Source organism: Achromobacter animicus (assembly GCF_040775605.1).
GTDB classification, from domain to species: domain Bacteria; phylum Pseudomonadota; class Gammaproteobacteria; order Burkholderiales; family Burkholderiaceae_B; genus Achromobacter; species Achromobacter animicus.
On record NZ_JAYGJK010000001.1, the window covers coordinates 5,848,542 to 5,874,822 of the forward strand.

Annotated in this window: 25 protein-coding genes; 15 read left to right on the top strand and 10 right to left on the bottom strand. The window is 65.5% G+C overall.

Annotation, left to right across the window (positions count from 1 at the left end; genetic code table 11):
• Positions 1–2: 2 nt before the first annotated feature.
• Both AB3147_RS26715 and AB3147_RS26720 read right to left on the bottom strand, forming a co-directional pair.
• Positions 3–1,286, bottom strand: a complete 1,284-nt coding sequence (locus AB3147_RS26715) for a c-type cytochrome (RefSeq protein WP_367353409.1) — start codon at positions 1,284–1,286, stop codon at positions 3–5.
• Positions 1,287–1,298: 12 nt separating this feature from the next.
• Entirely contained in the window at positions 1,299–2,057 is a 759-nt protein-coding gene (locus tag AB3147_RS26720) for a c-type cytochrome (protein WP_367353410.1), read from the bottom strand.
• Between the two features lie 195 nt (positions 2,058–2,252).
• Between AB3147_RS26720 and rapZ the strand changes: the two genes are divergently transcribed.
• A complete protein-coding gene (rapZ, locus tag AB3147_RS26725) occupies positions 2,253–3,125 on the top strand; it encodes an RNase adapter RapZ (protein ID WP_056566400.1) in 873 nt (290 codons plus the stop codon).
• Entirely contained in the window at positions 3,122–4,081 is a 960-nt protein-coding gene (locus AB3147_RS26730; protein WP_367353411.1) for a septal ring lytic transglycosylase RlpA family protein, read from the top strand. Before rapZ ends, AB3147_RS26730 begins: the two co-directional genes overlap by 4 nt.
• A 12-nt stretch (positions 4,082–4,093) precedes the next feature.
• Here AB3147_RS26730 and AB3147_RS26735 read toward each other — a convergent pair whose 3' ends face one another.
• Positions 4,094–4,678, bottom strand: a complete 585-nt coding sequence (locus tag AB3147_RS26735; protein ID WP_175122029.1) for a methylated-DNA--[protein]-cysteine S-methyltransferase — start codon at positions 4,676–4,678, stop codon at positions 4,094–4,096.
• A gap of 3 nt (positions 4,679–4,681) precedes the next feature.
• Complete coding sequence (gene rsmI / locus AB3147_RS26740; RefSeq protein ID WP_367353412.1) at positions 4,682–5,617, bottom strand: 16S rRNA (cytidine(1402)-2'-O)-methyltransferase; 936 nt, start codon at positions 5,615–5,617, stop codon at positions 4,682–4,684.
• A gap of 65 nt (positions 5,618–5,682) precedes the next feature.
• Here rsmI and AB3147_RS26745 point away from each other — a divergent pair, with 65 nt between their 5' ends.
• The 4 genes from AB3147_RS26745 (at position 5,683) to AB3147_RS26760 (ending at position 8,075) form a co-directional block, all read left to right on the top strand.
• Positions 5,683–6,162 (top strand): YraN family protein, encoded by a 480-nt coding sequence (locus tag AB3147_RS26745; RefSeq protein WP_367353413.1) that lies wholly within the window; start codon positions 5,683–5,685, stop codon positions 6,160–6,162.
• An 85-nt stretch (positions 6,163–6,247) separates the two neighbouring features.
• The gene (locus AB3147_RS26750; RefSeq protein WP_175122026.1) at positions 6,248–6,841 is read left to right on the top strand and encodes a phosphoheptose isomerase; all 594 of its coding nucleotides are present in this window, start codon (positions 6,248–6,250) and stop codon (positions 6,839–6,841) included.
• Positions 6,838–7,584 carry a BON domain-containing protein gene (locus AB3147_RS26755; RefSeq protein WP_191578456.1) on the top strand — a complete coding sequence of 249 codons (747 nt, stop codon included), beginning with the start codon at positions 6,838–6,840 and terminating at the stop codon, positions 7,582–7,584. Before AB3147_RS26750 ends, AB3147_RS26755 begins: the two co-directional genes overlap by 4 nt.
• Positions 7,581–8,075 carry a peroxiredoxin family protein gene (locus AB3147_RS26760; protein WP_056560300.1) on the top strand — a complete coding sequence of 165 codons (495 nt, stop codon included), beginning with the start codon at positions 7,581–7,583 and terminating at the stop codon, positions 8,073–8,075. Before AB3147_RS26755 ends, AB3147_RS26760 begins: the two co-directional genes overlap by 4 nt.
• Before the next feature lie 242 nt (positions 8,076–8,317).
• On the opposite strand, the gene AB3147_RS26765 is transcribed toward AB3147_RS26760, so the two are convergent.
• Positions 8,318–9,106 (bottom strand): MetQ/NlpA family ABC transporter substrate-binding protein, encoded by a 789-nt coding sequence (locus AB3147_RS26765; protein ID WP_056560303.1) that lies wholly within the window; start codon positions 9,104–9,106, stop codon positions 8,318–8,320.
• Between the two features lie 272 nt (positions 9,107–9,378).
• Here AB3147_RS26765 and argB point away from each other — a divergent pair, with 272 nt between their 5' ends.
• The 6 genes from argB to AB3147_RS26795 all read left to right on the top strand — a co-directional run bounded on the left by argB (position 9,379) and on the right by AB3147_RS26795 (position 16,459).
• The gene (argB, locus tag AB3147_RS26770; RefSeq protein ID WP_013396740.1) at positions 9,379–10,281 is read left to right on the top strand and encodes an acetylglutamate kinase; all 903 of its coding nucleotides are present in this window, start codon (positions 9,379–9,381) and stop codon (positions 10,279–10,281) included.
• A gap of 43 nt (positions 10,282–10,324) precedes the next feature.
• Positions 10,325–11,071 (top strand): pyrimidine 5'-nucleotidase, encoded by a 747-nt coding sequence (locus AB3147_RS26775; RefSeq protein ID WP_367353597.1) that lies wholly within the window; start codon positions 10,325–10,327, stop codon positions 11,069–11,071.
• Positions 11,072–11,122: 51 nt separating this feature from the next.
• Entirely contained in the window at positions 11,123–11,698 is a 576-nt protein-coding gene (gene slmA, locus AB3147_RS26780) for a nucleoid occlusion factor SlmA (protein WP_175138985.1), read from the top strand.
• A 302-nt stretch (positions 11,699–12,000) separates the two neighbouring features.
• Entirely contained in the window at positions 12,001–13,494 is a 1,494-nt protein-coding gene (locus AB3147_RS26785; RefSeq protein WP_175122023.1) for a DASS family sodium-coupled anion symporter, read from the top strand.
• Positions 13,495–13,503: 9 nt separating this feature from the next.
• Positions 13,504–14,553 (top strand): Ldh family oxidoreductase, encoded by a 1,050-nt coding sequence (locus tag AB3147_RS26790; protein WP_367353414.1) that lies wholly within the window; start codon positions 13,504–13,506, stop codon positions 14,551–14,553.
• Between the two features lie 655 nt (positions 14,554–15,208).
• Positions 15,209–16,459 carry an IS256 family transposase gene (locus AB3147_RS26795; RefSeq protein WP_142051401.1) on the top strand — a complete coding sequence of 417 codons (1,251 nt, stop codon included), beginning with the start codon at positions 15,209–15,211 and terminating at the stop codon, positions 16,457–16,459.
• 595 nt (positions 16,460–17,054) lie between these two features.
• Here AB3147_RS26795 and rodA read toward each other — a convergent pair.
• From rodA to AB3147_RS26820, 5 genes are all read right to left on the bottom strand, one after another.
• Positions 17,055–18,191, bottom strand: a complete 1,137-nt coding sequence (gene rodA / locus AB3147_RS26800; RefSeq protein ID WP_367353415.1) for a rod shape-determining protein RodA — start codon at positions 18,189–18,191, stop codon at positions 17,055–17,057.
• Positions 18,188–20,116 (bottom strand): penicillin-binding protein 2, encoded by a 1,929-nt coding sequence (mrdA, locus tag AB3147_RS26805; RefSeq protein ID WP_175124993.1) that lies wholly within the window; start codon positions 20,114–20,116, stop codon positions 18,188–18,190. Before mrdA ends, rodA begins: the two co-directional genes overlap by 4 nt.
• Positions 20,117–20,131: 15 nt before the next feature.
• Positions 20,132–20,638, bottom strand: a complete 507-nt coding sequence (gene mreD, locus AB3147_RS26810; RefSeq protein WP_175125001.1) for a rod shape-determining protein MreD — start codon at positions 20,636–20,638, stop codon at positions 20,132–20,134.
• A gap of 49 nt (positions 20,639–20,687) precedes the next feature.
• A complete protein-coding gene (mreC, locus tag AB3147_RS26815) occupies positions 20,688–21,572 on the bottom strand; it encodes a rod shape-determining protein MreC (RefSeq protein ID WP_056560320.1) in 885 nt (294 codons plus the stop codon).
• 84 nt (positions 21,573–21,656) lie between these two features.
• Positions 21,657–22,700: a rod shape-determining protein gene (locus AB3147_RS26820; protein ID WP_006216320.1), complete on the bottom strand. Its 1,044-nt coding sequence runs from the start codon at positions 22,698–22,700 to the stop codon at positions 21,657–21,659.
• 229 nt (positions 22,701–22,929) lie between these two features.
• Between AB3147_RS26820 and gatC the strand changes: the two genes are divergently transcribed.
• The 3 genes from gatC to gatB are packed head-to-tail and all read left to right on the top strand — an operon-like array spanning position 22,930 to position 26,239.
• Complete coding sequence (gatC, locus tag AB3147_RS26825) at positions 22,930–23,238, top strand: Asp-tRNA(Asn)/Glu-tRNA(Gln) amidotransferase subunit GatC (protein WP_175124992.1); 309 nt, start codon at positions 22,930–22,932, stop codon at positions 23,236–23,238.
• 3 nt (positions 23,239–23,241) lie between these two features.
• Entirely contained in the window at positions 23,242–24,777 is a 1,536-nt protein-coding gene (gene gatA, locus AB3147_RS26830) for an Asp-tRNA(Asn)/Glu-tRNA(Gln) amidotransferase subunit GatA (protein ID WP_367353416.1), read from the top strand.
• Between the two features lie 4 nt (positions 24,778–24,781).
• A complete protein-coding gene (gatB, locus tag AB3147_RS26835; RefSeq protein ID WP_367353417.1) occupies positions 24,782–26,239 on the top strand; it encodes an Asp-tRNA(Asn)/Glu-tRNA(Gln) amidotransferase subunit GatB in 1,458 nt (485 codons plus the stop codon).
• Positions 26,240–26,281 lie beyond the last annotated feature (42 nt).

The following is a 26,281-nucleotide window of genomic DNA, read 5'->3' on the forward strand; positions in this document are numbered from 1 at the left end:
CGCTAATTCAACGTCGACGACGCCCGCGCGCGCTTTACCTCCAGCGCGCTGACCCCGCCCGCCTCGTTGCCCCAGCTATTGCGGATGTACGTCACGAGCATCGCAATGTCGTTGTCGTTCAGCACCTGGCCAAATGGCGGCATGCCGTGAGGACGCGGGTTTGCAGCCGTGGCGGGCGCGTACCCGCCGTCCAGCACCATGCGGATGGCGTTGACTGGCGACGGGGCAGTCACCGTCGGATTGCCGGCCAGCGCGGGCCACGCCGTGCCGCTGCCCTTGCCGTCCGCCTGGTGGCATTGCGCGCATTGCTGGCTGTACAGCTTGCCGCCCAGCTCCATGGCCGCGGGCGCGGGCGCGGCGGCACGCGCATCGGTTGCGGGCGGCGTGGCGGGCAGCGATTTCAGATACACGCCGATGCCCAGCGCGTCATCCTCTGTCAGGTGCTGCGTGCTTCCCAGCACGACTTCCGCCATCGGCCCGCTGACCGTCGAATGCGCCGCAATGCCGGTCTTGAGCAGCGTGGCGATGTCCTGCGCCGACCAGCGCCCCATGCCGGTCTGCATGTCGTTCGTCAGCGGCGGCGCGTACCAGTCCAGCACGGGAATCACGCCGCCGGCCAGCGCGTCGCCGCTGCGCGTGGCGCCCAGGCTGTTGCGGGGTGTGTGGCAGGCCGCGCAATGGCCCAACCCTTCGACCAGATAGCGGCCGCGATTCCATTGGACCGATTGACCGGGATCGGCTTCTTGCACTCCCGGCTTGAAATACAGCGCGCGCCATGCCGCCAGCAGCATCCGCTGGTCGTACGGAAAGGCCATCTCGGGCGGCCGGTTGGCCTGCCTGACGGGCGAAATGCTGCGCAGATAGGCATACAGCGCATCCGAATCGCTGCGCGTGACGCGCGTGTATTCGGTGTAGGGGAACGCCGGATACAGCAGCGTGCCGTCCTTCGATTTGCCGTTGTGCAGCGCCCGCCAGAAGTCGTCGGCCGTCCAGGCGCCAATGCCGGTCTCCGCGTCGGGCGTGATGTTCGGGCCGTACACCGTGCCGAACGGCGTAGGCACAGGCGTGCCGCCGGCAAACGCCTTGCCCCCTCGGCTGGTGTGGCAGGCCATGCAGTTTCCAGCCAGCGCCAGGTAGCGGCCGCGCTCGATCTGCGCCGCGCCGTCGGCCGCCGCCACGGCGGGGCCGGTGCTGGCATCGTCACGCGTGCCGAGCCAATACAACGTGCCTGCGGCCACCACGACCACCAGCAGCAGAACAACCAGGATTCTTTTCATCAGCGTCATTCGCGGCCCCGTTCAGCGTTGCGCCTGGCTGCCGCATTCCGCGGGGAGCCGGACCGAATTCGCGGCGTCGGGCACGTAGGGCTCGACGACGGGCTGCGACGACAGCCACGCCGCCAGGGCGCCGATGTCGTTGGGGGTGAGCTTGTTGGAGATGTCGGCCATGCAATCCGGCGCGGCGGCGCGGCGCAGGCCGTTCTTCCAGCCGCCGATCTGCGCGCCGATGTAGTCGCGCGGCAGACCCAGCAGGCCTGGGATCGCGGGCAGCATGCCGGACAGGGCCGCGCCGTGACAGGACGCACAGGCCGGCAGGCCGCGCGCCGCATCGCCCTCCTTGGCAAGCCGGCGACCGGCCTCCAGCGTGGCGGCGGACACGTCCGCGCGAACAGGCGCCGGATACGGCACATGCTGCTCGGAAAAGTACGCGGCCATCTCGCGCAGGTAGTCGTCGGGCAAGCCGGCCAGCAGGTGCGTCATGGGCCGGTACTGCCGCCGCCCGTCGCGAAAGTTCAGAAGCTGGTGATAGAGGTAGTCCTGCGGCTTGCCGGCCAGCCGCGGATAGTAGCCGTCGGCGCCCGCCCGGCCCTGTGCGCCGTGACAGGCGGTACAGGCCGCGACCCGGGCCGCCATGGTGTCGGGCTGCAGCGTAGGCGGCGCCGTCTGCTGCGCCAGCGTCGGCGCGGACATAAACACAACAGCCGCAGCCGCCAAAGCGCTGCGGAAGGCCCAAAACCGCGGCAGTGAAACACTACAAGAGGAAATGAGGGCTAACATCTAGGTCAAATTCCAACCCCCCGAATCGTGATGGCGGGGCGCGTAAAAGTGGAACTGCGATGGAACTGCGGCGTCTGCGGCCCCTAGCTTACGTCAGGGCATGCAGCGGGGAACAGGCGCAGATCCTGAGTTTATGGCCATATCAGATGCTATCCCGCCGGCATCGTCCTGGAAAAGCGTGCCACAATCATGTCCATGTTGAAAGTCGTCCTCGTCACCGGCATTTCCGGTTCCGGCAAATCCGTCGCGCTGCGCATGCTCGAGGACGCGAGCTACACCTGTGTCGACAATCTTCCCGTCCGTTTCCTGACCGAGTTCATTGCGCAGGCGCGCGATGACGGCATGGAACGCGTCGCCGTCGCAATCGACGTGCGCTCACCGGGTGAACTGGCCGAACTGCCCGACGTGGTCACCGCGCTGCGCGCCATGGGCACCAGCCTGCGCGTCGTCTTCCTGGATGCCAACACGGCCACGCTGGTGCAGCGCTATTCCGAATCGCGCCGCCGCCATCCGCTGACCGACCGCCTGCAACGCGGTGGCACGGCGCCGTCGCTGACCGAATGCATTGCGCTGGAAAGAGAGCTGCTGGCGCCGCTGCGCGAGCAGGAACACGTCATCGACACGTCAGAGCTGACGCCCGGCCAGCTTCGTGCCTGGATCCGCGACCTGATCAAGGCGGACCGCGCGCCGCTGGTGCTGACGTTCGAATCCTTCGCCTACAAGCGCGGCGTACCGGGCGACGCGGACCTGGTGTTCGACGTGCGCTGCTTGCCCAATCCCCATTACGACCGCAACCTGCGTCCGCTGACCGGCCGCGACGAACCCGTGGCCACGTGGCTCGCCGGGTATGAGCAGGTGGGCCTGATGATCGACGACATCGCGGGCTTCCTGAAACGCTGGCTGCCGCTGTACACGCAGGACACCCGCAACTATCTGACCGTGGCCATCGGCTGCACCGGCGGCCAGCACCGTTCGGTGTATGTCGTGGAGCAACTGGCGCTGCGCTTTGCCGACCACGACCCGCTGCTGGTGCGCCACCGCACGCAACTGCCCGACGAAACCGCATGACGCTTTCCCGCCCGCTACATTTCCTTTTCATGCTGCTGCTGGCGATCGCCGTGGCAGGCTGCTCCACCAGCGGCGGACGCAAGAAGGGCGGCTACTACAAGGACGACGGGCCGGACGCCAATCCGCCGTCGAACCTGGACCAGATCCCCGACGCGGTGCCCAAGCTGGAACCTTACGCCAGCGGCGCGAACCGGCCCTATGTCGTGTTCGGCCAGCGCTACGTACCCGACACCAGCGGCCAGGCCTACAAGAAGCGCGGCATCGCCTCGTGGTACGGCAAGAAATTCCATGGCAACTCCACGTCGATCGGCGAGACCTACGACATGTATGCCATGACCGCCGCGCACACGACGCTGCCCATCCCCAGCTACGCGCGGGTGACCAGCATGATCAACGGCAAGACGATCATCGTGCGGGTGAACGACCGCGGCCCCTTCCATAGCGACCGCATCATGGACTTGTCCTACGTCGCGGCCTACAAGCTGGGCATCATCGGCCCGGGCAGCGGACAAGTGGTCGTGGAAGCCATCCAGCCCGAAGAGATCCGTCGTCTGGCCTCGCAAGGCGCGCCTGCGGCCCCCGCGCCGGAACCGGAATCGGCCACGGGCTCCACGCCGGTCATGGCGCCGGTGACGTCCACCCCCGTGCCGTTGGCGCCCGAGCCCCTGGCGCCTGCCGCGCCCAGCCCCGCCCCGATGCGTCCGGCTGCCGGCGCCGCCACGGGCAGCGTCTACCTGCAGGTGGGCGCGTTCAGCCAGCCCGGCAACGCGCAGTCGCTGGTCAGCCGCATCAATACGCAGCTCGGCGCCGAAGGCGCGCCGCCGGCGTCGGTGGAACAGGCCAATAATCTGTACCGCGTGCGGATCGGTCCGTATCCCGATCGCCAAAGCGCGCTCAATGCCGTGCCGCTGGTGTCCGACCGGATCGGCATCCTGCCGACGATCGCGTCGCAGTAAGCGGAACGACGGCTACCAGGGCAGCTCTGCCTGCCCGTCGCACACCCGGCGCGCGTGCGCGCTGCGGCTCACATAGCGGTTGCCTTCATGCGCCAGCAGCGCCTGCTTGCGCGGCAATCCGCCGCCGAAGCCCGTCAGCGAGGTGTCCGCGCCGATCACGCGGTGACACGGAATGATGATGCTGATGGGATTGCGGCCGACCGCGCCGCCGACTGCCTGTGCGCCCTTGGGCCGGTTCACCGTGCGGGCCAGTTCGCCGTAGCTGGTGAGCGTGCCGAATTCCAGCGCGCACAACGCATGCCAGACCTGGTGCTGAAAGGTTGTCCCCACCGGGTCGAGCGTCACGTCGAACAGGCGGCGCTCGCCAGCAAACCATTCGTCAAGTTCGCGCCGCGCCTGCTCCAGGAACGGATCGCTATCGGTCAGCGTCCATCCATCCGGCGGCGGCAGCAGCGCCTGATCGGTGAACCACGCGCCGCGCAATCCCTTCGGGCTGGCCACCAGGCGCAGATCACCGAGCGGCGTGGGCATGTCGCGATAGGTCAGCCGCTCTTGCGGATCGGCAGGCTTGTTGGACACGACGGTCGAATACACCATGGCTTACTCCTGCCCCTTCTTGCGGGTCAGGGCACGGTTGTAGAGCACGTCGCGCGGCTGGCCGGTGACCTTGGCCGCGACCCGCGCGGCGTCGCGCACGGACAGCGACTCCAGCAAGGCATCCAGCAGGACGTCGTGGGCGGGATCGACGTCGTCGGATTCAGGCGCGTCCGCCTCGGCATGGACGATCAGCACGAACTCGCCCTGCTCGCGATGCGCATCGGCGGCCAGCCATGCCGCGGCCTCGCCCAGCTTGACGGTGCCGATCTCTTCGAAGCGTTTGGTCAGTTCGCGCGCGACGGTCAGTTCACGTTCCGGACCGCAGGCCTCGAGCAGGTCCGCAAAGGTGGCCGCCAGCCGGTGCGGCGATTCGAACATCACGACGGGCGCAGGCAACGCGCACCATTGGCGCAGCCAGCGCTGCCGGGCCACTGCCTTGGACGGCGCAAAGCCCGCGAAGGCGTAGGCAGGATTCTCGTCCGTGGTGACACCGCTGCCCATGAGGGCGGCGATCACGGCGCTGGGGCCGGGTACAGGCACCACCGCATAGCCGGCGGCGCGCACGGCGCGGACCACGCGAGCGCCGGGGTCGCTGACCGCGGGCGCGCCGGCATCGGACACCAAGGCCACGCGCTGGCCTTGCGCCAGTCGCTCGCAAATGGCTTGCGCCGCGGCGGCCTCGTTGTGGCGATGCGCCGCCATGAGCGGCGTGCTGACGCCCCAGGCGTCCAGCAGCGTGCGGCTGGCGCGCGTGTCCTCGGCAGCGATCACATCAGCCCGTTGCAGGGCGTGCCAGGCGCGCAGGCCCAGATCGCCAAGATTGCCGATAGGCGTGGCCACGACATACAGCGTCGAGGCGGGCCAATGCTGGCCCGCCACGCGTTCCGACACGCGGGACCAGGCATCGCCGGCAATGGGAGGTGAGACGTTTTGATTCATTGCTGCCTGCTGACACGAAAAACCATGTCAGTGTAGCCGCCTATGCCCGCTGCTTTCGGAATCCCATGACGGACGACACCCTGCGCCTGGCCTGCGAACTCGCCCTGGCGGCACGCCGCCGCGCCGCAAAACGCCGGCGGCGAACCGGGCGCACGCCTGCCGACCGCCCGCCCCCGCGCCGCTCTCCCACCCAGCGGCGCGGCGACCATCATGAAGCGGCGGCGTTGCGCCTGCTGGCGGCCCAGGGTCTGACGCTGCTGGCGCGCAACCTGGCCTGCCGCGCCGGGGAAATCGACCTCGTCATGCGCGAGGGCGACACGCTGGTCTTCGTCGAGGTCCGGGCGCGCGCCGCCAGCCGCTTCGGCGGCGCCGCCGCCAGCATCGGCCCCGAAAAACAGACGCGCCTTGCCCGCGCGGCGGCGTATTGGCTGCCCGAACTGGCCCGCCGGCACTGGGCCGGCCTGGTCCCGCCCGCCCGCTTCGACGCCGTGGTTTTCGACAACGGCGACCCCGCCTGGCTGCGCGGCGCATTCTGGCTGCCATGACCGGGCAAGTCTGGCGGGACATCCCCCCTCGCCCACGTTGCGCATGGACAGAACCGCGGCCCTGCCCCGTGAGATAATCGCGCCCATGGATATGACCTCTCGTATGACGTCGCACTTTCGCGACGCCATGGCCGCTCACGAACAAAGCATGAACGTCCTGGCCGAACCGCTGGCCGTGGCCGTGGACGTGCTGTTCGGCGCCCTGGCGAACAACGGCAAGATTCTGGCTTGCGGCAATGGCGGCTCGGCTGCCGACGCGCAGCATTTCATCGCGGAACTGGTGGGCCGCTTCGAACGCGAACGCCTGCCGCTCGCGGGCATTGCGCTCAACACCGACACCTCGATTCTCACGGCAGTCGGCAACGACTACGGCTTTGACGAAATCTATGAACGGCAGGTCAACGCCTTCGGACAGGCCGGCGACGTGCTCGTGGCCATCTCGACCAGCGGCAATTCGCCCAACGTGGTCCGCGCCATGGAAGCCGCCAGCGCGCGCGAGATGCACGTCCTGGCCCTGACCGGCAAGGGCGGCGGCGTCATGGGGGAACTCATTACCCCGATGGACGTCCATCTATGTGTTCCCAGCGATCGCACCATGCGCATCCAGGAAGTCCATATTCTGCTGCTGCACGCGCTGTGCGACGGCATCGACGCTCTTCTGCTTGGAGACACCGAATGATTCTTGACGTCAGACCCGCAGTCCGCCCGCTGATGCTTGCCGCCGCGCTATCGACCGCGGCGCTTTCGCTGACGGCCTGCGCGCCCTTGATCGTGGGCGGCGCCGCCGCCACCACGGCGGTCGTGGTCACCGACCGCCGCACGTCCGGCGTCCAGCTCGAAGACCAGAACATGGCGTTCAAGGCCCAGAGCCAGATCGCCCAGAAGCTGGGCGACACGGCCCGCGTCAACGCCATGGCCTACGGCGGCCACCTGCTGCTGACCGGCGACGTGCCCTCCGAAGAAGCCAAGAACCAGGCCACGGCCATCGCGCAAAGCGTCGAAAACGTGAAGCAGGTCATCAACCAGCTCAACGTCGGCCCCATCGCCTCGTTCGGCCAGCGCTCCAACGACACCTGGCTGACCTCCAAGGTCAAGACCGCGCTGCTCAACACCAAGTACGTGCCCTCGGGCACCATCGCGGTCACCACCGATCGCGGCGTCGTCTACCTGATGGGCAAAGTCACCCAGGCAGAAGGCGAATACGCCGCCAATGCCACCGCCGACGTCGGCGGCGTGACCAAAGTCGTCAAGCTCTTTGAAATCATCAGCCGCGAAGAAGCCATCCGTCTGTCTGGCAGCGGCTCCAAACCCGCCACCACCGAAAGCAAGGCGCCCATCGAAACCGGAACCGGTCCGGCCACCGACAACGCGGCTGGCACCGGCGGCACGAGCAGCGGCGTTGAAGCAATGCCCATCAAATGAAAAAAGCCATCGTAGCCCTCGCAGTTCTCGTGGCGGTCGGCATCGGCGCCTGGTTCGCCATGCGCCCGGCCCAGACCGCCCCCGACGTCACCTTCACCACGCTGGAAGGCAAGACCTTCTCCATGCAGGACCTGCGCGGCAAGGTCGTGCTGGTCAAATTCTGGGCAACCAGCTGTGTGACTTGCGTGAAGCAGATGCCCGACACCATCTCCGCCTACAACGAGTATGCGGACAAAGGATATGAAGCCATCGCGGTCGCCATGAACTACGACCCGCCCAACTTCGTGCTCAACTTCGCTGAAACCCGCAAGCTGCCGTTCCCGGTCGCGCTGGACACCAAGGGCGAGATCGCGCGCGCCTTCGGCGACATCCGCCTGACGCCCACGGCGTTCCTCATCGACAAAGAGGGACATATCATCAAGCGGTACCTGGGCGAATACGACAAGGCCGAGTTCCACGCCACCGTCGAAAAGGCCCTGGCCGCCGGCTGATCCGCCGCATCGGCGCAGCCCCAAGGAATCGCCCGCTGCAAGCGGGCGATTTTTTTTGGGCTTGAAGATGGCTGAAGGTGTCTGACACCCATCGGGCAAGATCGCCCAATGGATGAGCCGCCACAAGGGTGTCTGGCACCTTCCAATAAAAGGCCGCCCGTTGTTGAACGGGCGGCCAGTTTCTTACATGAAGCGCACGGATCGCAGGGTGCGGGCGGTTGCAGCCGCCCGCGCGCCGCGCATCAGAAGGCGGGAACCACTGCGCCCTTGTACTTTTCCTGGATGAAGGTCTTGACCTCCGGCGAGTGCAGCGCGTCGACCAGCTTCTTGATGCCGGGCGCGTCCTTGTTGTCGCTGCGGGTGACCAGCACGTTGGCGTACGGCGAATCGGCGCCTTCGATGAACAGGGCATCCTTGGTCGGCACCAGACCGGCTTCCAGCGCGTAGTTGGTGTTGATCAGCGCCAGGTCCACGTCGTCCAGCGCGCGCGGCAGCATGGCGGCTTCGAGTTCGCGGAACTTCAGCTTCTTGGGGTTCTCGACGACATCGGCGGCGGTCGCCAGGATGTTGGCCGGATCCTTGAGTTTGATGACGCCCTGCTTCTGCAGCAGCACCAGCGCGCGGCCGCCGTTGGACGGGTCATTGGGGATGGCGACCGTGGCGCCGTCCTTCAGGTCGGACAGGCTCTTGATCTTCTTGGAATAGCCACCGAAGGGCTCGACGTGGACCAGCGCCACCGGCACGAGCGTTGCCTTGCGATCCTTGTTGAAGCTTTCCAGGTACGGCTTGTGCTGGAAGAAGTTGGCGTCCAGTTGCTTGTCCGCCAGTTGCAAGTTGGGCTGCACGTAGTCGCTGAACACCTTGATGTCGAGCTCCACGCCTTCCTTGGCCAGCTTGGGCTTGACCACTTCCAGGATCTCGGCGTGCGGCACCTGCGTGGCGCCCACGACCACCTTTTCGGCGTGAGCCGCGTTGGCGGCAACCAGGAGGACCGACGCCGCCAGGGCGGAACGGACAAAGTTCAAACGCATGTGTTGCCTCTTTTATGATGAAAACCGGGATCGATGTCCCGCAGGTTCGGGCAGGCCCCCTTTTGCGAGACGTGCCGTTGTGAAAACGCCCCCAATTTACCTGAATGCCGGTTATTTGTCGGGCATATGGACATGGGTTTGCAGCATAAGAAACCTGTGGGGACTACAATCCGTCGTATGCTTGCGCTAGGCGCGTTCCAACCGCGTTCTTGTGCAGGCATTTTTTTAACGCCCATCAACTTTTTTGTTATTTATCTGCCGACTTAGCTGCCATGACCGACACCCCCGACCCTGCTGCCGTTTCGTCTCCCGCCGTCAAAGCCGCCGTGCTGTCCGAGGCTCTGCCGTATATCCGACGATTTCACGGCAAGACCATCGTGGTCAAGTACGGCGGCAACGCCATGACGGAAGAGCGATTGCAGCGCAGCTTCGCGCACGATGTCGTGCTGCTCAAGCTGGTGGGTCTGAACCCGGTGGTGGTCCACGGTGGTGGTCCGCAGATCGATGACGCCCTGCGCCGCATCGGCAAGCAAGGCACCTTCATCCAGGGCATGCGCGTCACCGACGCCGAGACCATGGAAGTCGTGGAATGGGTGCTGGGCGGCCAGGTCCAGCAGGACATCGTCATGATGATCAACGAGGTCGGCGGCAAGGCCGTCGGCCTGACCGGCAAGGACGGTGGTCTGATCCAGGCCCAGAAGAAGCTGATGGCCAACAAGGACAACCCGTCCGAGCCCATCGACATCGGTTTCGTCGGCGACATCACGATGGTCGAGCCGGCCGTCGTGAAGGCGCTGCAGGACGACCAGTTCATCCCCGTCATTTCGCCCATCGGCTATGGCGAGGACGGCACGGCCTACAACATCAATGCCGACGTCGTCGCCGGCAAGATGGCCGAAGTGCTGGGCGCCGAAAAGCTGCTCATGCTGACCAACACCCCGGGCGTGCTGGACAAGGGCGGCAAGCTGCTGCGCAGCCTGTCGGCCCAGACCATCGACGAGCTCTTTGCCGATGGCACGATCTCCGGCGGCATGCTGCCCAAGATCTCGTCCGCGCTGGACGCCGCCAAGAACGGCGTCAATTCGGTGCACATCGTCGACGGCCGCGTGCCGCACTGCCTGCTGCTTGAAATCCTGACCGACCAGGGCGTCGGCACGATGATCAGCTCGCACTGATGACGCACACCCCCGCAGCACGGCGCGCCGCGCGATCGTCATGATGCAAGTGCGACGCCAGTTGCTGCGGCCCGCGGTGCGGATGCGCCGCTCCCGCGGGATTGCCACAGGCGCGCCCGCGCGCCTGTGGCTGTTCGATCTGGACAATACGCTCCACGACACCTCGCACGCCATCTTCTCCAAGATCGACCACGGCATGACGATGGCGGTGGCCGAGGCGCTAAACGTGGACGTGGATGCCGCCAACCTCGTGCGCAAGCAGTACTGGAAACGCTACGGCGCCACCATGATCGGCATGGTGCGCCACCACGGCGTGGATGCCCACGAATTCCTGCATCGCAGCCACGACTTCGACGTCGCGCCGTTGATGCGCTCGGAAAAGGCGCTTGCCTACAAGCTGCGCCGCCTGCCCGGGCGCAAGGTCCTGCTGACCAACGCGCCGCTCCACTATGCGCGGTCCGTCCTGTCGCAACTGGGCATACTGCGCCAGTTCGACAGCCTGTGGGCCATCGAGCACATGCGGTTGCATGGCGAGTTCCGGCCCAAGCCCTCCGCGGCGCTGCTGCGCTACGTGCTGGCGCGCGAAGGCGTTCCCGCCCACCGCGCCGTGCTGGTCGAAGATACGTTAGCCAACCTGCGGGGCGCCCGTCTGGCTGGCCTGAAGACGGTCCACGTGTATCACCCCGGCACGCCCTTCGGCCGCGGACGCTCGCACCGCCCGGCCTACGTCGACTTGCGGGTAAACTGCGTCAGTGATTTATTGTTACGCCGACGCCCCCTGCGGGGCTGACGGCTCGCAGCATCCCCTCCACCCGTCATCCTGCGCGAAGCAGTCCCTCCCATGGCGAGCAAACCCGGCGAGCGCAAGACCCAGATTCTGCAGACTCTGGCCGAAATGCTGGAACAGCCGCACGCGTCCCGCATCACCACGGCCGCTCTGGCCGCGCGTCTGGAGGTCTCCGAAGCCGCCCTCTACCGGCACTTCGCAAGCAAGGCGCAGATGTTCGAAGGACTGATCGAGTTCATCGAAACCAGCATCTTCACGCTGGTGAACCAGATCGCCACCGCCGAGCCCTACGGATTGCCTCAAGCCCACAAGACGGTCTCCATGCTGCTGACGTTCTCGGAGCGCAACAAGGGCATGACCCGCGTGCTGACCGGCGATGCACTGGTCACGGAAGACAACCGGCTGCAGGAGCGTATCAACCACATCAACGACCGCATCGAGGCGTCGTTGAAGCAATCGCTGCGCATCGCCATCACCGACGGCGGCCTGCCGCAGGAAGCCAACATTGCCGCGCATGCCAGCCTGCTGACGCATTTGGTGCTGGGCCGCTGGCTGCGCTACGCGCAAAGCGGATGGCGCGTCACGCCCACGCTGCATCTGGACGAACAGCTGCGCCTGGCCTTGGGCTGATGCGCCCGAATTAGCGCCATTTCACGTACCAATCCCGGTTCTTTTCGTGGGTCGACCGCACGCATCGTGATCCGATTGGTTCGCGCCGATGCAACACTCGCATGCTTGCCCCGCGCGGGGGGCGACGAGCATAATGCCCAGGACGAGTTTTCCACAAGCGCTGTTCTCCACCTTCTTGACGTTCATCAATACGGGTTTTCCACAATGCCGTCACGATCATCCTGTAGCGTCGACACACCGATTTGATTGACCCCGTGCTCGCGGGCGGTGTTTCGTCAGTTTGACCTCAACCGGAGAAGGATATGGCCGCGGAAACCGCAGTCCCCGCCTCGCAAGCCCCCAAGAAAACCAAGATTCCAATCGGGCTCATCGCCGGCATCCTCGTGATGATCGGCGTTTTAATGATGCCCCTGCCCGCGGACCTGCCCGTTGCAGGCCACCGCATGCTGGCAATCCTCGCGTTCGCCGTGGTCGTGTGGATCACCGAAGCCGTGTCGTATGAAGCCAGCGCGATCATGATCACGACGCTGATGGCTTTCCTTCTGGGCACCGCGCCCACCATCAAAGACCCCAACGTTCTCTACGGCACGTCCGCCGCCATCAGCATGGCGCTGACGGGCTTTGCGAACTCGGCGCTGGCGCTCGTCACCGGCGCCTTGTTCATTGCCGCCGCCATGACATTCACCGGACTGGACCGGCGCATCGCGCTGGTAACACTGTCCAAGGTTGGCACCAGCACGCGCCGCATCCTCATCGGATGTATCGCCGTGACGATCGTGCTGAGCCTGGTCGTGCCCAGCGCCACCGCGCGCAGCGCCGCCGTGGTGCCGATCATGATGGGCGTCATCGCTGCCTTCGGCGTGGACAAGCGCTCGAACATCGCGGCCGGCATCATGATCATCGTGGCCCAGGCCACCAGCATCTGGAACGTCGGCATCCAGACCGCCGCCGCGCAGAACCTGCTGACGGTCGGCTTCATGGAAAAGATGCTGGGCGAACGCGTGGCGTGGTCGGACTGGCTGATCGCCGGCGCCCCCTGGTCGCTGATCATGTCGGCCGTGCTGATCGTCATCGTGCTCAAGCTGCTGCCGCCTGAAAGCAACAGCATCGCCGGCGGCAAGGAAGCCGTCGAGAAATCGCTGCTCGACCTGGGTCCCATGACCGGTGCGCAAAAGCGCCTGATGGCCGTGTCGGTCATGCTGCTGCTGTTCTGGTCCACCGAAGGCAAGCTGCACAAGTTCGACACCACCTCGACCACCTACTTCGGCCTCGTGCTGCTGATGCTGCCGCGCTTTGGCGTGATGACGTGGAAAGACGTGCAATCGCGTATCCCATGGGGCACGGTGATCGTGTTCGGCGTGGGTATCAGCCTGGGCACGGCGCTGCTCACGACGCAGGCTGGCCAGTGGCTGGGCAACCAGGTGGTGCTGCACACCGGCCTGGACCATCTTGGCCCCCTCGCCATCTTCGCCATCCTGGCGGCCTTCCTGATCGTCATCCACCTGGGCTTTGCCAGCGCCACCGCGCTGACCTCGGCCATGCTGCCCATCCTGATTTCGGTGCTGGCAACGCTGCCGGGCGACTTCAGCCGCCTGGGCATGACGATGCTGCTGGGCTTCGTGGTCAGCTACGGCTTCATCCTGCCCATCAACGCACCGCAGAACATGGTGTGCCTGGGCACCGAAACTTTCAACGCCAAGCAGTTCGCCAAGGTCGGCATCATCGTGACCATCGTCGGCTACCTCTTGATGCTGCTGATGGGCATGACGTACTGGCGCTGGCTGGGCTGGCTGTAAGGAGTCGTCATGAAAATCACGCTAGCCCAAGCCAACGAATACGGCAGCCGGGTGCTGATGGCACAAGGCGTGCCGGAAGACATCGCCCGCGACGTGGCCGAGCATCTGGTGGAATCCGACCGTGTTGGCTACACAAGCCACGGCCTGTCGATCCTGACGAATTACCGCCGCGTGCTGTCCGAGGGCCTGGCTCAGCCCGACGGCCGCCCCGAACTCCTCAACGACCGCGGCGCCATGCTGGCCTACGATGGCCACCACGGACTGGGTCAATACGTGGGCAAGGTGGTCATCGAAAAGGCGATCGAGCGCACGCAGGAACACGGCCAGTGCATTCTGACCCTGCGCCACAGCCATCACCTTGGCCGCATGGGCCATTTCGGTGAAATGGTGGCGGCCAAGGGGCTGATCCTGCTGGCCTTTACCAACGTGATCAACCGCTCGCCCACCGTCGCCCCGTTCGGCGGCGCGCAAGCGTGCCTGACCACGAATCCGCTGTGCTTCGCGGGCCCGTTGCCTGGCGGCCGCCCGCCGTTCATTGTGGACATGGCGACCAGCTCGATCGCGGTGAACAAGGCGCGCGTGCTGGCTGCCAAGGGTGAACAGGCGCCGCCAGGGTCGCTGATCGATGCAGAGGGCAATCCGACGACTGACCCGGGTGCGCTCTTTACCGATCCGCCTGGTGCCCTGCTGCCCTTCGGCGGCCACAAGGGCTATGCGCTGGGACTGGTGGCGGAACTGCTCGCGGGTGTGCTGTCCGGCGGCGGCACGATCCAGCCTGAACATCCGCGCATCGGGGTGGCGACCAACAACATGTTCGCGCTGCTGCTCGATCCGCAGGTGGACTTCAATACTGACTGGCGGTCGATGGAAGTCGGCGCGTTCATCGACTACCTGCATGCGTGCAAGCCGCAGCCTGGGGTTGAGTCGGTGCAGTATCCGGGTGAATACGAAGCTCGGAATCGGGCGGTCAATGCGGATTCGGTGGAATTTGATAGCCGGATCTGGGATGGGTTGACGAAGTTGGCCGTGGAGCTTGGGGTGCCTGACGCGTTGCCTTAGGGTGCTTTGGATGGCGGTGGTTAGGCTGGCATCGAGTCAGGTTCTTTAGACGCCCGCCGCAGCGGGGGCTTGGGTGCGCGGGGCTACGATTGCGGTCCGGAGCCTTCGCTCCGGACTGCCCCGTCCTCAACCTCGTCCGCCTTCGGCTCCCTTCGGTTTCCGTCGGGCGCATCTACACGCCCCGCGCACCCAAGCCCCCGCTACGACGTGCTCCAGTTGCTTCAGCTTTGCTGGCGGCGGGGCGAGTTGGGTTCTTTAGGTTCTTGCCCACGGTGGGGGGAGAGAGAAAGATCTTGCGGGGCCCGCCCCCGGCCGGCCGCGCGGGCGGCCTTTGGGGGCTTACGCGGCGTCTTGCGTCGCGGCGATGACGCTTCGCGTGTGGCTGCAATTGCTACAGGTGCCTGACGCCAGCAAACGCGTAAGACTGATTCCGGTGTTTGACACCAGCAAACTCGTAAGACCGTTTCCGGTGTCTGACACCGGCAGAAGATCGAAACCCGTCGCTCATTCCGGTGCCTAAAACCAGCTGCAAATCGCGCTAGCCTGGCCATTAATCGTCACTTGAACTCCAGTGCCCGATGGGCGGCGCGCGAACGGGTCGGGGAGTGTCATAAATTTTGTGTTTGGGGCCTAACATGTTGCTCAAGGAGCATGTATGGCTACCAAGAAAAAGACACCGCTGAGGGAACTGCCGGCGATTCCCGCCGAGCTGGTTGATCAATTCGTCAAAGGCCCGATGACCGCCGAGGCGGTGCAGGACCTGTCGATGGCGTTCAAGAAGGCGCTGATCGAACGGGCCCTTGGAGCGGAATTGGGCCACCATCTGGGCTACCCGGCGGGCGGCGAGCGCCCCGAGCAGGCCACCAATCAACGCAACGGCAAGAGCTCCAAGACGGTCCTGACCGATGATGGGCCGCTTCGGGTAGAGATCCCACGCGACCGCGATGGCAGCTTCGCCCCGATCCTGATCCCCAAGCACGAGCGCCGCTTTACCGGGTTCGACGACAAGATCATCGCCATGTACGCCCGCGGCATGACGGTGCGCGAAATCCAAGGGTTTCTGCTCGAGCAGTACGGCACGGAAGTCTCGCCGGAGTTCGTCAGCTCGGTGACCGACGCGGTGATGGACGAGGTCACCGCCTGGCAAACGCGGCCCCTGGAGACGATGTATCCGGTGGTGTTCTTCGACGCGCTGAGGGTCAAGATCCGCGAGGACGGCGTGGTGCGCAACAAGGCCGTTTACTTGGCGCTGGCGGTGTTGCCGGACGGCACGCGCGACATCCTGGGCCTGTGGATCGAGCAGACCGAGGGCGCCAAGTTCTGGATGAAGGTGTTCAACGAGCTCAAGACCCGCGGCACGCAGGACATCCTGATCGCTGTCACTGACGGTCTGAAGGGCATGGAGCAGGCGCTGAACGCGGTGTTCCCGGCCACAACGCTGCAGACATGCATCGTGCACTTGATCCGCTCCAGCCTGGAATACGCCAGCTGGAAGGAGCGCCGGACGGTGGCTGCGGCGCTGAGGCCGATCTACACGGCGGCGACCGTGGAGGCAGCGCTGGCCGCGCTCGTGCAGTTCGAGCAAGGCCCTTGGGGCCAACGCTACGCGCCGATCGCAGACGCATGGCGCCGGGCATGGGACCGTGTGATCCCGTTTTTTACGTTCCCACCGGCGATCCGCAAGGTGATTTACACCACCAATGCGATCGAGAGCATTAATGCCCAACTGCGCCGCGCGGTGAAAACGCGAGGTCACTTCCCAAGCGATGAAGCCGCCACCAAGCTACTGTGGCTGGTCCTACGCAACATCACCGGGGCCTGGGGCAGCGCCACGCACGACTGGAAGGCCGCTATGAACCAGTTCGCCGTGATTTATGCAGAACGCTTCACTGACCCGTATCGCTGAGATAGCATCAATAAGCCTGATAGAACCAACTATCAGGCTTCTAACGCCTCAAACACAAAAATACTGACACTCCCACGGGTCGGGAAGCTGTGGCTGGCGGTCGACGCGCGCCGCCCATCACCGCCACTCCCTCTTGATCGCGATGCCATCAGCACACCGATCTTCACCAGCGCGAAGCGAACATCGCGACGACGTCCCACCACCCCGATGCCGATTGCCGCCGCCCGGGCGGCAGCAATTCGGCGGCCCCGCAGATCTCCTACCCTGACCACAGGTCTTGCAGCGCCCCATACCAAAGACCCCGGCAGCACGGCGTCGCGGTCACCGTGGGCGCGAGCGCCGTCGATGCGCCCGAGGGAATCTGAAGGGAAGGCCGAAGGCCTGGACGAAGATGACGAAGGGGCAGTCCGGAGCGAAGGCTCCGGACCGCAATCGTGGGCGATCGTGCCCACGGTGACCGCGGCGTCGGGCGACCTACGAAGAACTTCTTGGCGCCAAGATCACCGACCTGCGAAGCGCCCCAGGCAACAGGAGCCAACAAATGCAGGAGATAAAAACTACGCAGCGACCAAGGAATTCGATCGGCAAACCACCATCAAGTCTTCACAGACCGATGCCGACTAATACTCATCATGATCCCAAACGCAATCCCCATCGTGAACAACGCCGTCCCCCCATAACTCATGAACGGCAACGGCACCCCCACCACGGGCAATATCCCCGTCACCATGCCTACGTTCACGAACACGTAGATGAACAGCATCATCGTCAGCGCCCCCGCCAGCAGCCGGCCGAATTGCGACGCAGCCCGGGATGCGATCGTCAGACCGCGCGCCATCATCAGGCCGTACAGCACCAGGATCGCAATACCGCCGTACAGTCCGAATTCCTCGGCGTACACGGCAAAGATGAAGTCAGTCGTGCGTTCCGGAATGAAGTCCAGGTGTGTCTGCGTTCCCTTCATGTAGCCCTTGCCGTACACGCCGCCCGAGCCCACTGCGATCATTGACTGGATCGTGTGAAAGCCCTTGCCCAGCGGATCGGAGCTGGGGTTGAGCAGTGTGCAAACCCGGTGCTTCTGGTATTCATGCAGCACCACCCAGTCCACGTCCGGCTCGCAGAGCTTATCTTCGTAATAGACCAGTGTGCCGATGGCAATGACGCCGGCCAGCATCACCGGCACCAGCAGTTTGAACGACAGTCCCGCGAAATAGATCACGAAAAAGCCCGCGCCGAACACCAGCAGCGCCGTGCCCAGGTCGGGCTGCAGCACGATCAGGCCAAAAGGTGCGGCCAGCATCGCGGCGGCGGCGAGGAAGTCGCGCACGCGGACCGCGCCTTCGTGGCGCTGGAAATACCAGGCCAGCATCATCGGCACCGCGATCTTCATCATCTCGGACGGTTGGATGCGGGTCACGCCCAGGTTCAGCCAGCGGGTTGCGCCCTTGCTGGTTTCGCCGAAGAACTCGACGCCCAGCAGCAGCACCACGCCCACCACATAGAACGGCAACGCCAGCTTCATCAGCAGCTTTGGCGGAATCAGCGCCATTGTCCACATCGCGAAGAACGCGATGATGAAGTTGCGCGACTGTTCCGCGAAGCGCCAATCCGTGCCACCGACGGCCGAGTGCATCACCGTCAGGCCCAGCGCCGCGAACATCATCAGGATCGCGAGCAGCGGCCAGTCGAAGGCCGTGAACACGCGCAGCAGAATCAGGCCAAGACGTTTCATTGTTGGCGCACCAGGTCGGAGGCGATGTCATCGACGGTCGCCATGGTGTCGGCGGGTTGGGGACGCGCGATCTTGTCCTGGCGATCCTTGGCCAGCCAGTAATCGAAGACCTTGCGCGCGACGGGGGCCGCCACGCTGGCGCCCCAGCCGGCGTTTTCGACGATCAGCGCCACGGCGATGCGCGGTTGCTCGAGCGGCGCGAAGCCCATGAACAGCGCGTGATCGCGCAGGCGTTCGTCGATCGCGCTGGCCCGGTAGTGGCCGCCACGCAGACTGAACACCTGCGCCGTGCCAGTCTTGCCGGCCGCCTGGTACGGCGTGTTGGCGAACGCGCGCCGCGCCGTGCCGGCGCGCACCACGTCGGCCATGGCGTTCTTGATGACGTCCACGTTGGCCTGCTTGAGCGGTATGCGGTAGTCCGGCGGCGCCTCGGTGGGCTTGGCCACGCCCGAGCGCGAATCGCGCACCGCGTGCACGAGGTGCGGGCGGCGGTACAAGCCGTTGTTGGCCAGCGTGGACGTGCCCTGCGCCAATTGCAGCAGCGTAAAGGCGTTGTAGCCCTGACCCACCGCCACGGAAATCGTTTCGCCCGCGTACCAGCGCTGGCGCTCCTTGTCCTTGTAGGCCGAGCGCTTCCAGTCGGTGGACGGCAGCACGCCGCGCTTCTCGCCTTCCAGGTCGATGCCGGTGATCTGGCCGAACCCGAACTGCTTGGTGAAATCGTGCAGGGCGTTCACGCCGATTTCAGGGCCGAGCGAATAGAAATAAGTGTCGGACGACACGACGATGGCCTTGTGCATGTCCGTCATGCCGTAGGCCGCGCCGCCCGCGTTGCGGAACTTCTGTCCGCCGAATTCGTAATAGCCCGGATCCGAAACCCGATCGGTCGCGCGGCGTTTGCCCAGTTCCAGCGCCGCCAGCGCCACGAAAGGCTTGTAAGTGGAGCCGATGGGATACGTGCCGTACAGGGGACGGTTGATAAGCGGATGGTCCGGCGATTCGTTCAGCATGCGCCAGTTGTCGACGTCGATGCCATCCACGAACAGGTTCGGGTCGAACGACGGCTGCGACACGAACGCCAGGACCTCGCCCGTATCCGGGTCGATGGCGACGAGTGCGCCGCGCTGGCCCTCGAAGGCCTCTTCGGCCACCTTCTGCAGGCCCATGTCGATGGACAGCATGATGTCCGAGCCCGGCACCGGATCGATGCGGCGCAGCGTGCGCATGGGCCGGCCGCCGGCGGTGACCTCGACTTCTTCGAGGCCCGTGCGGCCGTGCAGCTGCTCTTCCCAGGTCTTTTCGATGCCCTTCTTGCCGATGACCTCGGTGCCGCGGTAGTTGCCGAGCTGCCCGGCCCGGTCCAGCTCTTCGATGTCGTTGTCGGCGATGCGGCCGATGTAGCCGACCACGTGCGCGGCCGACACGCCCTGCGGGTACTCGCGCACCCAGCGGGCGCGCAGTTCGACACCGGGGAACTGGAAGGCGTGCGCGGCAAACCACGCGGCTTCGGTTTCGTTCAGATTGTTGCGCAGTTGCAGGCTGGCGTAGCGGCTGGATTCGGCCGCGCGGCGCTTGAAGCGGCGCTGGTCGGACGGGCTGATGTAGACGACTTCGGTCAGGCGCTCGAAGAGTTCGTTCATGTTGCCCGCGTGGGCCGGCACGACTTCTAGCGTGTAGGTGCGGTAATTGCGGGCCAGGACTTCGCCGTTGCGATCCAGGATCTCGCCGCGGCGCGGCGGAATCGGCACGACCGCGATGCGGTTGCGGTCGGCGCGTTCGGACAGGCCTTCGTAGCGGTCGACCTGCAGATACCAGAAACGGCCGACCAGCACGCCGAAGCAGACCAGGGCGAAGGCGCCGCCCACCCAGGCGCGCAGGCGAAAGCGCTGCTTCTGCTGCTGGCCGGTTTTCTTGAATTCAAACATGACGCAACGCCGCCGTCAGGCGGATGAGGATTCGGCGTCGTCGACACCGCGTTGCGGCAGGTGCAGCACCCAACCCGCCAGCGGCCACAACGCAGCCGTCAGCAGCACGCTGATGCCCCAGTCCCAGCCCGGCCATTTTCCGGCCAGCCACGCGTGGATGATCTGGGTGACGAAGCGCGCAATGAAGAACACAGGCAGCATGTGCATCGCCTGGCTCCAGAGGTCGAACCGTTGCAGCCGGCGATGCAGGACCACCGCGCCGTAGGCGACGAGCGTGTACGACAGCGCGTGCTCACCCAAGAGGCCGGCGTCGTGCACGTCCATCAGCACGCCGAAGAAGAAGGCCGTGAACAGACCCACGCGGCGCGGCTCGTGCACGCACCAGAAAGCGATGATGAGCAGCAGCACGTCGGGCGCGCCCTGCCACAGACGCCACGGCAGCAGCGACACCAGCCAGGCGAGCAGGACGGTGCCCCACACGAAAAAGGCATGCGCGGGACCCGACAGCCGGTCGGGATGCACGTTGCTGGGCGTGCCAAGGCGGCGCGGGGACTGCCCCGCAGCGTGTTGGTTAGTCCGATCCACCGGAATCGACCTCCTGACGGTTGGACTCGGCGCGATCCACATCCACCTGCAGAACCAGGAAATGGCGATAGCGTTCGGGGTGGGCCAGCGGTTCACATACGGCGCGCGCGAAACCGGAGGCGGTATCGCGTTCCACCGAGGTCACCTTGGCCACGGGCAGGCCGGCGGGAAAGAGGCCGCCGACGCCGCTGGTGACAATAGTATCGCCTTCCTTGATGTCGGCATTGGCCGCCAGGTAACGCACTTCCATCTTGCCGGGCGAGTTGCCGCCGAACGCAATCAGACGAAGTCCGTTGCGCAGGAGTTGCACGGGGATAGAAACCTGCTCGTCGGTGACGAGCGCCGCTTCAGCGGTCATGGGCGTCACGCGAACGATCTGGCCAACCACACCGCCTTCGTCGATGACGGGCATGCCGGGCGCCAAGCCAGCCTTGCTGCCCTTGTTGAAGACCAGGCGCTGCGTGAACGCGTTGGTGGGTTCGTACATGACTTCAACGACCACGGCGGACTGCGCCACGGTGTCGGTCACGCCAAGCAGGCGGCGAAGCTGGGAGTTTTCGGCGGCAAGCTGCGCCGCGTGGGATGCGACTTGGGCGAGTTCGATGCGCTGACGCTGCAAGGCTTCGTTTTCGCTGCGGATGAGGTTGGCCGCGTTAACCCATTCGTTGACTTGCTGGACGAGATCGCGCGGCGCCATGACGGCACGCTGGAACGGATAAAGCCCTACGGCAATCGCGCGGCGCGCCGGTTCCAGCATGCGCCATTGGGAATCCATGACGATCAGGGCCAGAGCAAGGACGACCAGAACGACCAGCCGCACCTCTGCCGGTGGGCCGCGCCTGAATAGGGGGGGAGTCCCTTGTCGTTGCATGAATCTCAGCCCGGGCGCCCGCGTCCGAGGCCCCCGCAGCGGCCGGAGCCAGAAAAAAGCGGGGCTCCGGGCTGGCGGGCAATATTAGTCGTTGATGAAGATGGCGCCCAGTTTCTCAAGGTGTTCCAGCGCCTCGCCGCAACCGCGCACGACGCAGGTCAGGGGATCGTCGGCCACCACGACCGGCAGGCCGGTTTCTTCTTGCAGCAGGCGGTCCAGGTCACGCAGGAGCGCGCCGCCACCAGTCAGGGCGATGCCCTTGTCGGTGATGTCGGCGCCCAGTTCGGGCGGCGTCTGTTCGAGCGCGATCTTGACGGCGGAAACGATCTGGTTGAGCGGATCGGTCAGCGATTCGAGGATCTCGTTGGACGAGACCGTGAAGCTGCGCGGCACGCCTTCGGCCAGATTGCGGCCCTTGACTTCGATTTCGCGGACTTCGGAACCCGGGAATGCCGAGCCGATTTCCTTCTTGATCAGTTCGGCCGTGGGTTCGCCGATCAGCATGCCGTAGTTGCGGCGGATGTAGTTGACGATGGCTTCGTCGAACTTGTCGCCGCCGACGCGCACGGAACCCTTATAGACCATGCCGCCCAGCGAGATGACGGCCACTTCCGTGGTGCCGCCGCCGATGTCGACGACCATCGAGCCGCTGGCGTCGGACACGGCCAGGCCGGCGCCAATGGCGGCGGCCATGGGTTCTTCGATCAGGAACACGTGGGAAGCGCCGGCGCCGAGCGCCGATTCACGGATGGCGCGGCGTTCAACCTGGGTGGAGCCGCAGGGTACGCAGACGATGATCCGCGGGCTGGGCGCCAGCATGTTGCGGGGGTGCACCATGCGGATGAACTGCTTGAGCATCTGTTCGGTGACCGTGAAGTCGGCAATCACGCCGTCTTTCATGGGCCGAATGGCCTCGATGTTGCCGGGAACGCGACCGAGCATCTGCTTGGCTTCGTGCCCGACGGCCTGAATGATCTTCTTGCCGTGGGGGCCGCCTTCATGACGGATTGCGACCACGGAAGGCTCATCGAGAACGATGCCCTTGCCGCGGACGTAAATCAGCGTATTGGCGGTACCTAGGTCAATCGCCATATCGCTGGAAAAATAACTGCGCAGGAATCCGAACATGGGAGCTCAGCTAAATTCTGGGGGGAATTGGGGTCAAGCCGCGGGGCGTTTGGCCCGTGAAACAACGGGTCCGCCTGTCATCACGGCGATTAAACCGTGAATCATAACTTATAATTTCCCCGGAAATAGCGCATAAATGCAGGCTATTCAAGCTTTGTAACGGGTTTGGCGTATGCATACTGCCCACTCCCGCCCCGCGGCCTTCGCTTACCGATTTTTGCAATCCCCCATGGCGCTCAACGACAAAGATGTGGCCCGCATTGCCCGGCTGGCCAGAATCGAACTGACCCCCGACCAGCGCACCGTCGCGCAGGCCGAACTCAACGGCATCCTCCACCTGATCGAACGGCTTCAGTCCGTCGATACCCAAGGCGTCGAACCCCTGGCTCATCCCCTGTCCGCGCACGAGGACATCGTATTGCGCCTGCGTGAAGACGCCGTGACCGAAGCCGGATCGGAAGCCCGCCGCCAGGAACTGCTGGCCAACGCGCCCGATGCCCAGGACGGCCTGTTCCTGGTTCCCAAGGTCCTGGATTAAGTCATGACGAAACCTGCCCTGCATACCCAATTCGAGGGGATCGCCGCGTTGCGCGCGGCCCTCGCGCAACGCGAAGTCAGCGCGGTAGACCTGGCGCAAAGCGCCCTCTCGGCCGCCGAAGCGGCCAGCGGCCTGAATTCCTTTTTACATATTGACGCCGAATTGACGCTGGCCCAGGCCCGCGCGGCCGACGCTGCACTGGCAGCCGGCACCGCGGGTCCGCTGGCCGGCATCCCGATCGCCCACAAGGACGCGTTCGTGACGCGCGGCTGGCGCACTACCGCGGGCAGCAAGATGCTCGACGGTTACGTCAGCCCGTTCGACGCGACCGTCGTGGAACGCCTGGGCGCGGCCGGCGCGGTGTCGCTGGGCAAGCTGAACTGCGACGAATTCGCCATGGGCTCTGGCAACGAGAACTCGGCATACGGCGCCGTGAAGAACCCCTGGGATCACGCCGCCGTACCCGGCGGCTCGTCGGGCGGTTCGGCCGCCGCCGTGGCCGCCCGCCTGGTCGCCGCCGCCACCGGCACCGACACCGGCGGCTCGGTCCGCCAACCCGCCGCGCTGTGCGGTGTCAGCGGCATCAAGCCCACTTACGGCACCGTGTCGCGTTACGGCATGGTGGCCTTCGGCTCCAGCCTGGACCAGGCCGGCCCGCTGGCCCCCAGCAGCCGCGACCTGCTTGAAATCCTGGACGTCATCAGCGGCTTCGATCCGCGCGACGCCACCAGCCTCGAAAAATGCGATGGCGCGGTCAACGAACCCGGCCGCGTGCGCCGCGACTTCGACGCCGCGCAGGCCCGTTTCGACGCCGCCGGCAGCCAGCCGCTCAAAGGCCTGCGCATCGGTGTGCCCGAAGAGTATTTCGGCCCCGGCCTGGCCCCCGATGTGGCCGCCGCCGTGCAGGCCGCGCTTGAGCAGTTCGAAGCGCTGGGCGCCGTGCGCGTGCCCGTCTCGCTGCCGCGCACCGAGCTGGCCATTCCGGCGTATTACGTCATCGCCCCCGCCGAAGCGTCCAGCAACCTGGCCCGCTACGACGGCGTGCGCTACGGCCATCGCGCCAAGCAGTATGGCGACCTGAACGAGATGATCAGCCGCTCGCGCGCCGAAGGCTTCGGCGACGAGGTCAAGCGCCGCATCCTGATCGGCACCTACGTGCTGTCCCACGGCTATTACGACGCCTACTACCTGCAGGCGCAGCGCCTGCGCCGCCTGATCGCGCAGGACTTCCAGCGCGCCTATGCCGACCAGTGCGACGTCATCATGGGGCCGGTGACGCCGTCGGTCGCCAAGAACATCGGCGACAACCGCGACGACCCGACCGCCGACTGGCTGGCCGACGTCTACACGCTGGGCGTCAGCCTGGCGGGCCTGCCCGCCATGTCGATCCCCTGCGGCTTCGGCGGCGAAAAACAGAATCGCCCCATCGGCCTGCAGATCATCGGCAACTACTTCGACGAAGGCCGCCTGCTGGCCATCGCCGACCGCTACCAACACGTGACGGACTGGCATCAGCGTGCCCCTGTCCAGCAAGGCTGAGAACATGAACTGGGAAATCGTCATCGGCCTGGAAACGCACACGCAGCTTTCCACGGACTCCAAGATCTTTTCGGGCAGCAGCACGCAATTCGGCGCCGCACCCAACACGCAGGCCAACGAAGTCGACCTGGCCCTGCCGGGCAGCCTGCCGGTCATGAACCGCGGCGCGGCCGAACGCGCCATCCGCTTCGGCCTGGCCGTGGGCGCCAAGATCGCCCCGCGCTCGGTTTTTGCGCGCAAGAATTACTTCTACCCTGACCTGCCCAAGGGCTACCAGATCAGCCAGTACGAGCTGCCGGTGGTGGTGGGCGGCTCGCTGTCATTCTTCGTCGGCGAAGAAGAAAAGACCGTCAACCTGACGCGCGCCCACCTTGAAGAAGACGCCGGCAAGTCCCTGCACGACGACTTCAACCTGGGCAATGGCAGCCCGGCCAGCGGCATCGACCTGAACCGCGCCGGCACCCCGCTGCTGGAAATCGTGACCGAGCCCGAAATGCGCTCGGCTGCCGAGGCCGTGGCCTACGCGCGCGCGCTGCACAGCCTGGTCGTGTGGCTCGGCATTTGCGACGGAAACATGCAGGAAGGCTCCTTCCGCTGCGATGCCAACGTGTCGGTCCGCCCCGTGGGCCAGAAGGAATTCGGCACCCGCACCGAGATCAAGAACGTCAACTCGTTCCGCTTCCTGGAACGCGCCATCACCTTTGAAGCGCGCCGCCAGATCGAGCTGATCGAGGACGGCGGCACCGTCGTCCAGGAAACGCGCCTGTACGACGCCGACCGCGACGAAACGCGCAGCATGCGCAGCAAGGAAGACGCGCACGACTACCGCTACTTCCCCGATCCCGATCTGCCCACGCTGGTGATCTCCAGCGCGTGGGTGGACGAGGTCCGCGCCGCCATGCCCGAACTGCCGGCCGCCCAGCGCGCCCGCTTCGAAACGGAATACGGCCTGCCCGCGTACGACGCCGCGCAACTGACCATCAGCCGCGATCTGGCCGCGTACTTCCAGGCGGTCGCCAACGCGCTGCCGGCCGGCCAGGCCAAGCTCGCGTCCAACTGGGTCATGGGCGAAGTCGCCGCCGTGCTCAACAAGGAAGAAAAGACCATCGCCGAATCGCCCGTCGCGGCGCCGGCGCTGGCGGCCCTGATCGGCCGCATCATCGACGGCACCATCTCCAACAAGATCGCCCGTGAAGTCTTCGGCGCCATGTGGGCTGGCGAAAACGGCGGCGATGCCGACGCCATCATCGAATCGCGCGGCCTGAAGCAGATCAGCGACACGGGCGCCATCGGCGCGATGATCGACGAGGTGCTGGCTGCCAACCCGGCCATCGTCGAGGAGTACCGCGCCGGCAAGCAGAAGGCGTTCAACTCCCTGGTCGGCCAGATCATGAAGGCCGCCCGCGGCAAGGCCAATCCGCAGCAGGTGAACGATCTGCTGAAGCAGAAGCTGGATAGTTGATGGACCGCCGGTTCTCCCCACGGAGAACCGGCGCAATATCAG